We start from the raw sequence: 11,708 nt of genomic DNA, 5'->3' as shown, positions 1-11,708 counted from the left end.
CCCCAAGACGCTCGGGTATACTTCGCCTCCTTTTATAACGCACTGGAATCAGTTTTCGATGCCGACCCCAACCACGCCCCTGGACTTACTGCTGTTACCCACCTGGCTGGTGCCTGTAGAACCGGCCGGTGTCGTACTCAAGGATCACGGCGTGGGCATTCGCGACGGCTGCATTGTGTTCATCGGCCCGCGCGAACAGGCGCTGAAGCTCACCGCCACGCAAACCCGCGAGCTGCCGGACATGCTGCTCAGCCCGGGGCTGATCAACGCGCACGGGCATGCGGCCATGACGCTGTTCCGCGGCATGGCCGACGACCTGCCCCTGATGACCTGGCTCGAACAGCATATCTGGCCGGCCGAGGGCAAATGGGTCGATGAGCAGTTCGTGCGCGACGGCACCAACCTGGCCATCGCCGAACAGCTCAAGGGCGGCATCACCTGCTTCAGTGACATGTATTTTTTCCCGAAAGTTGCCAGCGAGTGCGTGCACAAGAGCGGTATCCGTGCACAAATCGCCATTCCGATTCTCGACTTTCCGATTCCCGGCGCCAGCAGCGCAGACGAATCCCTGCGCCAGGCCGTCGAACTGTTTGCCGACCTGAAGTTTCACCCGCGGATCAAAATTGCCTTCGGTCCCCATGCGCCTTACACCGTAAGCGACGACAACCTGGAGAAAATCCGGGTCATCGCCGACGAGCTGGATGCCGCCATTCATATGCACGTTCACGAAACCGCCTTCGAAGTGCATCAGGCCGTCGAGCAACACGCCGAACGCCCGATGGCCCGCCTCGCCCGCCTGGGCTTGCTGGGCCCGCGCTTCCAGGCCGTACACATGACCCAGATCAGCGATGACGACCTGGCCATGCTGGTAGAAAGCAACTCCAGCGTGGTTCATTGCCCCGAGTCCAACCTCAAACTGGCCAGTGGCTTCTGCCCGGTGGAGCGCCTGTGGCAAGCCGGGGTCAATGTGGCGGTGGGTACCGACGGAGCGGCCAGCAACAATGACCTCGATCTGCTCGGCGAAACCCGCACCGCCGCCTTGCTGGCCAAGGCCGTTGCAGGCTCTGCCACCGCGCTGGACGCCCACCGCGCACTGCGCATGGCCACCCTCAATGGCGCGCGCGCCCTGGGCATTGAAAGCGACACCGGCTCGATCGAAATCGGCAAGGCCGCCGACCTGGTAGCCTTTGACCTCAGCGGCCTGGCCCAGCAACCGGTTTACGACCCCGTTTCGCAGTTGATCTACGCCACTGGCCGCGATTGCGTTAAACATGTGTGGGTCGCAGGCAAGCAGCTGCTCGAGGATCGACACCTGACCCGCCTGGACGAGCAGCAACTCTGCGCAACCGCAAGAGCCTGGGGCGAGCGCATAAGCGGCCATACTCATTGATTCAGTACCTTCGGGCCTGCGCCCGGAGCTTTACCAGATTATTCAGCTTTAGAGGATTTACCCATGAGCAACGTTGACCACGCCGAGATCGCCAAATTCGAAGCGCTAGCCCATCGCTGGTGGGACCGTGAGAGCGAGTTCAAGCCGCTGCACGACATCAACCCGCTGCGCGTCAACTGGATTGACGAGCGCGTACAACTGGCTGGCAAAAAAGTCCTCGACGTCGGCTGCGGCGGCGGCATTCTCAGCGAGTCGATGGCTCAGCGCGGCGCCACCGTAATGGGCATCGACATGGGCGAAGCCCCGCTGGCCGTGGCACAGCTGCATCAGCTCGAGTCCGGCGTAAACGTTGAGTACCGCCAGGTCACTGCTGAAGATCTGGCTGAAGAAATGCCCGGGCAGTTCGATGTAGTCACCTGCCTCGAAATGCTTGAGCATGTACCCGACCCGTCGTCGGTGATCCGCGCCTGCTACAAAATGGTCAAGCCCGGTGGCCAGGTGTTCTTCTCGACCATCAACCGCAACCCCAAGTCCTATCTGTTCGCTATCCTCGGTGCGGAATACATACTCAAGTTGATCCCCCGTGGCACCCATGACTTCAAAAAATTCATTCGCCCTTCCGAGCTGGGCGCCTGGAGCCGCCAGGCCGGATTGAGCGTCAAGGACATCATCGGCCTGACCTACAACCCGCTGACCAAGCACTACAAGCTGGCCGCCGATGTTGACGTCAACTACATGATCCAGACCCTTCGCGAGGAGTAACACATGCGTTTAAGAGCAGTTCTTTTTGACATGGACGGCACCCTGCTCGACACCGCGCCGGACTTTATCGCCATCTGCCAGGCCATGCGCGCCGATCGCGACCTGCCTCCCGTCGCAGACAAACTTATCCGCGACGAGATTTCCGGCGGTGCACGCGCCATGGTGGCTGCGACCTTCAACATGGACCCTGACGCACCTGGCTTTGAAGAGCTGCGTCAGGAGTTCCTGGAGCGCTATCAGCGCGATTGCGCAGTCCATACCAAGCTGTTTGATGGCATGGAAGAGTTGCTCGCCGATATCGAAAAGGCCCATCTGGTGTGGGGCGTCGTCACCAACAAACCGGTGCGGTTCGCCCAGCCAATCATGGAACGCCTGGGCCTGGCCGAGCGCTCGGCGCTGCTGATTTGCCCCGACCACGTCAAAAACAGCAAGCCAGACCCCGAGCCGCTGATTCTGGCCTGCAAAATGCTCGACCTTGACCCGGCCAGCGTACTGTTTGTAGGCGATGACCTGCGCGATATCGAGTCCGGGCGCGATGCCGGGACCAAAACTGCAGCCGTGCGCTTTGGTTATATCCACCCTGACGACAACCCTGATCACTGGGGTGCGGACGTGGTGGTCGATCATCCGGCCGAACTGCGCAAAGTGCTGGATAACGCGATGTGCAGCTGCTAACGATGACCGATTTTGTTGAGGTTTTTTATGTTTGATTATTCAGCCCGCCCCAACCTGCTCCAGGATCGGGTGATCCTGGTTACCGGCGCCGGTCGCGGCATCGGCGCTGCTGCAGCCAGGACCTATGCCGCACACGGCGCAACCGTATTGCTGCTGGGCAAGACCGAAGCCAACCTAAGCCAGGTCTACGACGAAATCGAAGCTGCGGGCCATCCGCAGCCAGTGGTTATCCCGTTCAACCTCGAAACCGCCCAACCCCATCAATACGATGAGCTGGCCGCCATGATCGAGACCGAGTTCGGCCGCCTTGACGGGCTGCTGCACAACGCTTCGATCATTGGTCCGCGCACGCCGCTGGAGCAGCTGTCGGGGGAAAATTTCATGCGCGTGATGCATATCAACGTCAATGCCATGTTTATGCTCACCAGCACCCTGCTACCCCTGCTCAAGCTGTCGCAGGACCCCTCGGTGATCTTCACTTCCAGCAGTGTCGGGCGCAAAGGCCGTGCTTACTGGGGTGCCTATGGCGTCTCCAAGTTCGCCACCGAAGGCTTGATGCAAACCCTGGCCGACGAAGTCGACGGCGTGGCCCCGGTACGTGCCAACAGCATCAACCCCGGCGCGACCCGCACCAGCATGCGCGCCCTGGCCTATCCGGGTGAAAACCCCGAGAACAATCCAGAGCCACACGAAATCATGCCGGTTTACCTGTACCTGATGGGCCCGGACAGTACCGGGATCAACGGGCAGGCTTTCAACGCACAGTAACAGGGCTACAAACAAAAACCGCGGGCTGCATCCCATGCAGCCCGCGGTTTTTTTATGCACTGAAAAGCCGGTGTTCAGCTCTCGACCAGTTCCCGATGCTCACGCGCCACAGCGGCCTTGTCGAACAACAGGCAACTTTGCAGAAACAAATACATATAGTCGTAGCTCTTGCAGATGGCTTTGCGCAGTTCAGTGATCTGCTCCTGGCTCGGATTCATTCCCACGAGGGTACAGACAATTTCCAGCGCCTCCCAGGGATGCTCGTCATCGTACTGGGCGTGCATCTTCAGCCACTTCATCGCGCGCTTGCGTTGATCGACCGCAAACGACTCTTCATAGACATCGGCCGAGCAGACAATCGCCGCCCACTCACCCACGGCACCCTCGATGGCGTAGTTGGTGGCAGCCATCGCCACGGCCAGCGAATCCTTGGAACAGCTATGCCAGCACCAGTCGTTCAGCGCCTGAAACTCGGCAGGCAGGTCCTGGGCATTGAGGTCTTCAAGGCTGACCCCGTGCGCCAGCGCCCAGTTCACCCAATAGTCGGCATGATTAAGCTCGACCCGGATATTGCGAATCAACCAGCGGCGAGCCATGTCTTCGCCAGGGTGACGCCCGTAGCGGGTCTTGCCCAGGTTATGGCCCATGTACAACGAAAACTGCTCGACTACCGGCCAGCCGCCCACGAGAAACATGCGCATTGCTCTGGGGCTCAAGGTGTTGTCACGCATGCGCTTGTAAATTTCGTGTTTGACTGCCCGACGTTTGCTTTCGCTACAGTCCCGAATCAACTGCCGGGCCCACTGGGGGTAACTGGCTTCCTCCATAAGAGGCCCCGTTCGGTTGAAGACTTCACTCACAATCCAAATCCTTTTTGATAATAGACTTTAGAAATGTAGAACAGATCAACGCAACGTGCCCGGGGACTTCAATGTCAACGCCCGGGCACGCTGAGGACGCTGCAACAAACTATCGAACGTGAATAACTGTGGCCGCTGGACAATATAGCCCTGCGCATAATCAACGCCGATTTCAATCAAGGCCTCTTCAATCTGCGTGCTTTCAACAAACTCGGCAATCGTGCGTTTGCCCATGACATGGCCAATATGATTAATGACTTCAACCATGGCACGATTGATCGGGTCGTCCAACATGTCCTTGACGAAACTGCCGTCGATCTTCAAAAAGTCGACAGGAAGATGTTTCAAATAGGCAAATGAGGACATCCCGGCACAAAAGTCATCCAGCGAAAAGTGACAACCCAGGGTTTTAAGATCATTGATAAAACGGATGGCATTACCCAGGTTGGCAATTGCACTGGTTTCAGTAATTTCAAAACAGATGAGTTTTGGCGACACGCCGTAACAGTCAAATTGTTCATGCAAAAACGCAAGAAAGTCATCATCGCCAATGGTTGACCCAGACAGGTTGATCGCACACATGGCCATTGGCCGCCCACCCGCCTGGGCTGAACATTCCGCAATGATCCTGAACACATTTTCGACCACCCAGCGGTCTATCGAACTCATCAAGCCATAACGTTCCGCCGCAGGAATAAAACTGTCGGGGAATACAATACGACCGTTTTCATCTTGCAGGCGCAACAGAATCTCGATATGCCCGCCCCCGTCCTGCACAGGTCCCAGGGGGGTTATTTCCTGGGCATACAGACTGAAGCGGTTTTCTTCCAGTGCGACATGCAAGCGCTGCACCCAGGCCATTTCACCAAAGCGCAATGACAACTCCGTGTCATCCACATGATAAACCTGCACCCGGTTACGGCCCTTTTCCTTGGCCATATAACAGGCCATGTCCGCAGCCCGCATCAAAGACTCAAGGGTGACTGGCGCTTTATGGATATGCACAAGGCCGATGCTGATGGTGCTCATGAACGGGCGCCCTTTCCAGGCAAAATGCAGGCTTTGCACCGCCTGACGCAAACCGCCGGCGATTTTTTCCGCCATGTCCACCGGGCAGTTTTCCAGCAGGATGCCAAACTCATCCCCACCCAGCCGGGCCAGGGTATCGCCTTCACGCAGGCCGGTACGCAGCAACGTACAAATATGCCGCAACAGCTCATCACCCGCCGCGTGACCGCAGGTGTCATTGACCAGCTTGAACTGGTCCAGATCAAGAAACATCAGGGCATGCCGGCCCTGCTGGCGCCCCAGGTTCTTCAGTACCAACTCCAGGCGGTATTCGAACTCACGTCGGTTGGCCAGCCCGGTCAGTGCATCATGGGTCGCCTGCCAGGACAGGTTGGCAATGTACTGGCGCTCCTGGGTCATGTCATGCAGCACCAGCACTGCGCCACTGACATCGCCATCGTGAAGGATTGGCGCACCCACAAGGGTTACCGCAACGGTACTGCCATCCATGCGTTGAATCTGCCGGGAGTGCTCGCGACTGTTACCCAGCTCGCCAGTGAGAATACGCTCGACCAGCCTGGGGCCTTCGTCCTGATCGTTGTCATCAAGCAACTTGAACAGCGCAGCCAGGGAAATGCCTTGCGCCTGCTCGGACTTCCACTGGGTCAAGTTCTCGGCCGCAGGGTTCATATAGGCAATCGCGCCATTGACGTCGGTGGTGATAACACCGTCGCCAATCGACTGCAGGGTGATTTGCGCCCGCTCTTTTTCCAGCTGCAGCGCCTCGGCAAAAGCACGGCTCTGCTTGAGCACTTTATGGGTGCGCTTGAGTACCAGCAGGATCAGCGCCACCGCCGTGACCAGGTTTATGACCACCAGCAACCGCCAGATAAAGCGCGAGCCTTCACCCAGCGCATCACTGAAAGCCTTGGCAGAAGGCGCAATACCCTCGTTGATGGCGAAAATCTCGTCTTCCCAGCGTTGGGACTCCGCAGCATCGGCATTGCCGGCGAGGATGGCCTTGTGCATCTCCTGGGCCAGATTGTCGAGCTTGAGCAGGTAAGCATCACCTATGGCCCACTTCTCGATGGCGGTTTCCATATAGCTTACATGGCGGAAGTAGCGGTAAAACCAGATAATGCTCGAGGCATCTTGCGCGCTGTTGCCGCCCTGCAGAATGCCTTCGCGGGCAGCGACTTCATTGGGTGGGGACTCATCCATCGCCAGGCGTAACTTATGGTCGCCCTGGGGAACACTTATGGCCTGTGTGTATTTTTCGTAATAAACCGGGTCATGGGTATCGGAATACAGATAGAGAAAGTAGATGGCGTCCTTCTGCCCCTTGGACCATAAACTTTCGCCACCGACATAACTCCTCACGGCAGAAAGCATATACAGACTCACGCACCCCAATAACGCCTGGAACAGCACGACAACAATAAAAGGCCAAACAATGCCCAATAAGCGTGGTGTACCAAGGGGGCGTTTAGATTTCATGAGTTCCCTTTGCTTCATGGAGTCAAATGAAAACCAGAGAGAAAATCTCACTACAAGTCAGCCTAGGCCAATTTTTCAAAAATTGAGTAGTCTGAGCCGATCTAAATCTTCAATAAGCGTGCAGCCGCATCATTATGTTCATTGAAGCAAGCAATGCGCCTGTGCAAAAGAACCTGCTCGAGAAGATCGTGAGCAATACCGTGTATTGGCCGGATAACTGCGATGTTCATGGGCTTTCGCGTGCAGGCTCGCCCCCACAACCCTGCGACATCACGTCTGCTGCAGATGCCCGTAGAGCCTGGCATAGAGCCCACCCTCTGCAATCAACTGCTGGTGATCGCCCTCTTCGGCAATGCACCCACCATCAAACACCAGCACCCGGTCAGCCTGTTTTACCGCAGATAAACGGTGAGCGATGATTAAAGTTGTGCGCCCGCTCAAAAATTTTCCCAAAGCGTGATGCAGGTTGTATTCGGTGGCAGCATCCAGGGCACTGGTGGCCTCGTCGAGGATCACCACCTTGGGTTCGGCCAATACCATGCGCGCAATCGCCAGGCGCTGACGCTGACCGCCGGACAAACGCACCCCCGAACGCCCCACGATGCTGTCCAGGCCCTGGGGCAGCGCATCAATGGTGCCATCGAGCTGAGCGATTTGCAGGGCGTGCCAGCACGCTTCATCGGTTCGTTCACGGCCCATGGTCAGATTGGCACGCACGGTATCGTTGAACAATGCCGGGTGTTGCAGCACCACCGCCACATGCTCGCGAATGGTCTGCAGGCCGATTTCGGGCTGGCTGGCATCAGCAAAGCGGATACTCCCCGACTGCGGCGTGTATAAGCCCAGCAACAGTTGCACAAGGGTGCTTTTACCACCACCGCTAGTGCCGACAATGGCCACCTTCTCACCAGGAGCAATGGTCAGGTTAAGGTGATCGAGTACCTTTTCGTCGCCATAGCTGAAGCTAAGGTCACGCACTTCGATGCCGACCGTCTGTCGCCCCACAAATGGATTGGCGCCGCCGGGGTATTGTGGCTCGTCGTTGCGCGCCAATAACTGATTGATCCGCGTAACGGCTCCATCAGCGGCATAGAAGGCATATTGCAAATTGAGCAACTGCTCAACCGGCCCGATCATGAACCACAGATAACTGAACACTGCGAGCATCTGACCGATCGACAGATCCGAAAACAATACCGTCAACATCGCGGCGGCTCGAAAAATATCGATCCCGAACTGGAACAACAAACCGCTGGCGCGATTGGAGGCATCGCTCTTCCACTGTGAAGCCACGGCAAAGTCCCGCACTTCTCGCGCCCGTAACCCTAGACGGCCCAGGAAAAAGCCCTGACGGTTACCTGCACGCACTTCCTGGATGGAATCCAGCGTCTCGGTAAGGGCCTGGGTAAAGCGCGCCGTGCTGTCGTTTTCAAGCTTTTTCAGGTGCTTGACCCGCTTGCCCAACTGCACCGTGGCGTAAATCACCAGCGGGTTGAACAGCAAAATCAGCAGCGCCAGCTGCCAGTGCATCCACAACAAAATCGCCGAAGTGCCCACCAGAGTGAGCATCGCCACCAAAAATCGGCTCAGGGTTTCTCCGACAAACTTGTCGAGCGTATCGAGGTCGGTGACCAGATGAGTCGTCACCGTGCCGCTGCCCAGGCTTTCGTACTCGGCCAGTGATATTCGCTTCAAGCGTTCGATCAGGCGCAGGCGAATGCGAAACACAATGTCCTTGGCCAGCCGCGAAAACAGCCGCGCCTGCAGCACGTTAAACAGCAAAGCACCGCAGCGCAGCAACAGGGTAATCGCCAGCATCAGGCCGATATAGCCTGCCGCGCTTTGCCACGCAGTCGGCAGCCAGTGGTTCATGATCTTCAGCGCAGCGTCCCCGTTACCCAACAGCACCTCGTCCACCAGCAAAGGCAGAAGCAAGGGGATCGGCACACTGCACAGGGTCGCCAGCACGGCAACGCCGTTGGCAAGCCACAGGGCTTTTTTATGGCGCAGGGCTAGGCGGCGGATTTCGGCCCAGGTCAGGCGATCCGTCACCGCAGCCGCAGGCGGTACAGCAGAGGGATCAAACACGTGCAGCGCGTTCAAGCCAGCGAGCAAGCAAGTCAGACAAGGGCGCAAGCGGCTGATAGCCGTTGGTCAACAACGCCAGCTGGCCGTTGCGCTCGGCAAGCAAGGTCGGAAAACCGGCAATCCCCAGATCCTGCACCCAGGTAAAATCCGCGGCTGTCGCTGCATGCTGCTCGGCAGAGTCAAAAGCGGCAGCAAATTCGATACGCGGCACTCCCGCGATTTCAGCCAGTTCGACCAGCACACTGGCCTGGGTCACATCACGGCCTTGTACGTAAAACGCCTGCTGTATCAGTTTGACCAGCTTCCAGGCGCAATCGGGGGCAAGGCTGCGTACCGCGACAATAGCCCGGCAGGCAGGTTCGGTGTCGTAGATAAAGCCGTCGGGCAAGGCCCCCTCGAAGTTGAAAGGTTGCCCGGTGGCCTCTGTGACCGCCTGCCAGTGCTCAAGAATATAGCGCCGCGTAGCAGGCTCAAGCGCCGAGCCACTGCCGGTGCGCAAACCTCCCACTACCAGATGCAACTCAACGCCTGCGGCCTGCGCCTGCTCAACCAGCGCCTGGGCGATGGGCGAAAAACCCCAGCACCAGGAGCACATTGGATCCATCACATAGAGCAGGCGCGCTGTCATATCAGGCCTCGGCAGCTTTACGGTAGTTGTGACCGATCGGGTGCGGCTGATTACGCTCCTTGGCCAGCTCGATCTGCTTTTGGCGATCAATGGCGCTGCGACGGGTTTTCTCGCTCAAGTTGTCCCAGCAATACGGGCAACTGATACCGGGCTGATAGTGCTCGGACTCGCGATCAGCGAGGCTGATCGGGGTGCGGCAGGCATGGCACTGATCGTATTCGCCGGCGCTGAGGTCATGGCGCACGGTAACGCGGTTATCAAATACAAAGCAGTCGCCCTGCCATTTGGTTTCTTCCTGGGGTACCTCTTCGAGGTACTTCAGGATACCGCCCTTGAGGTGATAAACCTCGTCAAAACCCTGGCTGAGCATATAGCTCGAAGCCTTTTCACAGCGAATGCCGCCGGTGCAGAACATCGCGACTTTCTTGTGCCTGGCAGGGTCGAAATTGGCTTTGATATAGTCGGGAAATTCGCGAAAGCTGGTCGTTTTCGGGTCGATAGCGCCTTCAAACGTACCGATCGAAACCTCGTAATCGTTGCGGGTGTCGATCAACAACACCTCTGGATCGCTGATCAGCGCATTCCAGTTCTCGGGGTCGACATAGGTCCCGACCTTCTTGTTCGGGTCCACGCCTTCAACACCGAGGGTGACGATTTCTTTCTTGAGCTTGACCTTGGTCCGATAGAACGGCTGGTCATCGCAGTAGGATTCCTTGTGATCGATATCGACCATGCGCGGATCAGTCTTGAGCCAGGCCATCAGCCCGTCAATACCTTCACGGCTGCCGGATACCGTACCGTTGATGCCTTCTTCGGCGATCAGCAAGGTGCCCTTGATACCGTTGTCGACCATGGCCTTGAGCAGTGGCTCACGCAGCTCGACGTAGTCCTCAAGGGTGACGAATTTATACAGTGCAGCTACAACAACAGGCGAAGTCATCGCATCAATCTCCAGGTGGCTACCCTCGTAAAGGGTGAACCGGGCGCAAAAAAAAACGCGCCGACGAAGCGGCGCGTTGCGGATTCTAACAAAAAGCAGGCGGATTACGCCAACTCAGTGCCCACCGCCAGCACAGGTCGGCGATGCCGGGGCCGTGCCGATTTTCGCCCATTCCTCAGGCGTGTACGTGTGCAAAGCCAGCGCATGGAACTCGCCCATCAGGTCACCCAGGGTGGCATAGACCTTTTGATGACGCTTGACGCTGTTAAGCCCGGCGAACTGCTCGCTGACCACCACTGCCTTGAAGTGGGTCTGCAACCCACGACTGTGCATATGGCTTTCATCCAGCACGCTCAGGTGCTCGGGTTGCAAAGCGCCTAGCGCCGCTTCAATACGCTGTTGCATGCTCATTCAGGCTCCGCTTACTTCTTTTTGGCCGGGGCCGCTTTTGGCTCCAGCTCGGCTGTCATGTCTTCTAGCAGCTTGTTGACAACCGGCACTGCACTTTCCAGTTTGGCCTGGGTCATTTGTGCCGATTGCTGGGTCAGTTGCGGCATTTTTTCCAGCACTTTCTTGCCCAGAGGCGACTGGTAGAACGCTACCAGGTCCTTGAGCTCAGACTCGGTGAAATTGGTGGTGTAGAGCTTGACCATGTCCGGCTTCAGCTTGTTCCAGCCAATGGCTTGATCCAGAGCGGTGTTGGCTTTGGCCTGGTAAGTTTCCAGCAGGGCTTTCTTGGAGGCTGGTGCTTTGGTTTGCTCGAAACGCTGAGCGAACATTTGCTGCACTTGCATATACACCGGGGTACCCAGCTTATCGGCATGTGCCAGTTTCAGGAACGTTTCAGCACTGGCAGCGTGGCTAGCTGCATCGGCGAAAACCTGGCCGCTGGCGCAAACCAGAGCTACCGCTGTACAGATGGCGCGAAGACGGGTCATCGAGTTTCCTTTTCTAGCAAGCGAGGTTTAACCCCAAGGGCGGCCATTCTGCGCCTAATAAAGTGTGTCACTCAACCCCGACACTGATAGACGTTCTCATCAGCCGACCAAAAGCACCGAAAACGCAAGATTGAACCCTTAGTGTGAATCAACG

11 protein-coding genes are annotated in these 11,708 nt (G+C 57.5%); 4 read left to right on the top strand and 7 right to left on the bottom strand.

Going from position 1 to position 11,708, the window contains the following annotated elements:
* Positions 1–58: 58 nt before the first annotated feature.
* From GHO42_RS02075 to GHO42_RS02060, 4 genes are all read left to right on the top strand, one after another.
* Entirely contained in the window at positions 59–1,390 is a 1,332-nt protein-coding gene (locus GHO42_RS02075; RefSeq protein WP_095019028.1) for a TRZ/ATZ family hydrolase, read from the top strand.
* Between the two features lie 63 nt (positions 1,391–1,453).
* On the top strand, positions 1,454–2,152 hold the full coding sequence (gene ubiG / locus GHO42_RS02070; protein WP_095002809.1) for a bifunctional 2-polyprenyl-6-hydroxyphenol methylase/3-demethylubiquinol 3-O-methyltransferase UbiG: 699 nt from the start codon (positions 1,454–1,456) through the stop codon (positions 2,150–2,152).
* 3 nt (positions 2,153–2,155) lie between these two features.
* On the top strand, positions 2,156–2,827 hold the full coding sequence (mupP, locus tag GHO42_RS02065; protein WP_095002810.1) for an N-acetylmuramic acid 6-phosphate phosphatase MupP: 672 nt from the start codon (positions 2,156–2,158) through the stop codon (positions 2,825–2,827).
* Positions 2,828–2,854: 27 nt separating this feature from the next.
* Entirely contained in the window at positions 2,855–3,595 is a 741-nt protein-coding gene (locus tag GHO42_RS02060) for a YciK family oxidoreductase (RefSeq protein ID WP_153326588.1), read from the top strand.
* Positions 3,596–3,669: 74 nt separating this feature from the next.
* Here GHO42_RS02060 and GHO42_RS02055 read toward each other — a convergent pair whose 3' ends face one another.
* From GHO42_RS02055 to GHO42_RS02025, 7 genes are all read right to left on the bottom strand, one after another.
* Positions 3,670–4,455 (bottom strand): TenA family transcriptional regulator, encoded by a 786-nt coding sequence (locus GHO42_RS02055; RefSeq protein ID WP_178126940.1) that lies wholly within the window; start codon positions 4,453–4,455, stop codon positions 3,670–3,672.
* A gap of 45 nt (positions 4,456–4,500) precedes the next feature.
* On the bottom strand, positions 4,501–6,960 hold the full coding sequence (locus GHO42_RS02050) for an EAL domain-containing protein (protein ID WP_153326590.1): 2,460 nt from the start codon (positions 6,958–6,960) through the stop codon (positions 4,501–4,503).
* A gap of 270 nt (positions 6,961–7,230) precedes the next feature.
* Entirely contained in the window at positions 7,231–9,012 is a 1,782-nt protein-coding gene (locus GHO42_RS02045; RefSeq protein WP_169872734.1) for an ABC transporter ATP-binding protein, read from the bottom strand.
* A gap of 28 nt (positions 9,013–9,040) precedes the next feature.
* Positions 9,041–9,676: a DsbA family protein gene (locus tag GHO42_RS02040; protein WP_095002815.1), complete on the bottom strand. Its 636-nt coding sequence runs from the start codon at positions 9,674–9,676 to the stop codon at positions 9,041–9,043.
* A gap of 1 nt (position 9,677) precedes the next feature.
* A complete protein-coding gene (locus GHO42_RS02035) occupies positions 9,678–10,616 on the bottom strand; it encodes a rhodanese-related sulfurtransferase (protein WP_153326592.1) in 939 nt (312 codons plus the stop codon).
* A gap of 114 nt (positions 10,617–10,730) precedes the next feature.
* Positions 10,731–11,027: a BolA family transcriptional regulator gene (locus GHO42_RS02030; RefSeq protein WP_095002817.1), complete on the bottom strand. Its 297-nt coding sequence runs from the start codon at positions 11,025–11,027 to the stop codon at positions 10,731–10,733.
* Between the two features lie 11 nt (positions 11,028–11,038).
* Positions 11,039–11,554 carry a DUF2059 domain-containing protein gene (locus GHO42_RS02025; protein ID WP_095002818.1) on the bottom strand — a complete coding sequence of 172 codons (516 nt, stop codon included), beginning with the start codon at positions 11,552–11,554 and terminating at the stop codon, positions 11,039–11,041.
* Positions 11,555–11,708 lie beyond the last annotated feature (154 nt).

The sequence above is a fragment of the Pseudomonas sp. FSL R10-0056 genome (genome assembly GCF_009600105.1).
GTDB lineage: Bacteria > Pseudomonadota > Gammaproteobacteria > Pseudomonadales > Pseudomonadaceae > Aquipseudomonas > Aquipseudomonas bubulae.
The sequence above is the reverse complement of the archived record's forward strand: the minus strand, read 5'-3'. Positions and strand labels throughout refer to the sequence as shown.

What these genes read in the sequence shown, in the direction of transcription:
- GHO42_RS02060 (WP_153326588.1), top strand. Translation starts at nt 2,855, where the DNA reads ATGTTTGATTATTCAGCCCGCCCCAACCTGCTCCAGGATCGGGTGATC.
- GHO42_RS02040 (WP_095002815.1), bottom strand. Translation starts at nt 9,676, where the DNA reads ATGACAGCGCGCCTGCTCTATGTGATGGATCCAATGTGCTCCTGGTGC.
- GHO42_RS02025 (WP_095002818.1), bottom strand. Translation starts at nt 11,554, where the DNA reads ATGACCCGTCTTCGCGCCATCTGTACAGCGGTAGCTCTGGTTTGCGCC.
- mupP (WP_095002810.1), top strand. Translation starts at nt 2,156, where the DNA reads ATGCGTTTAAGAGCAGTTCTTTTTGACATGGACGGCACCCTGCTCGAC.
- GHO42_RS02075 (WP_095019028.1), top strand. Translation starts at nt 59, where the DNA reads ATGCCGACCCCAACCACGCCCCTGGACTTACTGCTGTTACCCACCTGG.
- GHO42_RS02030 (WP_095002817.1), bottom strand. Translation starts at nt 11,027, where the DNA reads ATGAGCATGCAACAGCGTATTGAAGCGGCGCTAGGCGCTTTGCAACCC.
- GHO42_RS02035 (WP_153326592.1), bottom strand. Translation starts at nt 10,616, where the DNA reads ATGACTTCGCCTGTTGTTGTAGCTGCACTGTATAAATTCGTCACCCTT.
- GHO42_RS02050 (WP_153326590.1), bottom strand. Translation starts at nt 6,960, where the DNA reads ATGAAATCTAAACGCCCCCTTGGTACACCACGCTTATTGGGCATTGTT.
- ubiG (WP_095002809.1), top strand. Translation starts at nt 1,454, where the DNA reads ATGAGCAACGTTGACCACGCCGAGATCGCCAAATTCGAAGCGCTAGCC.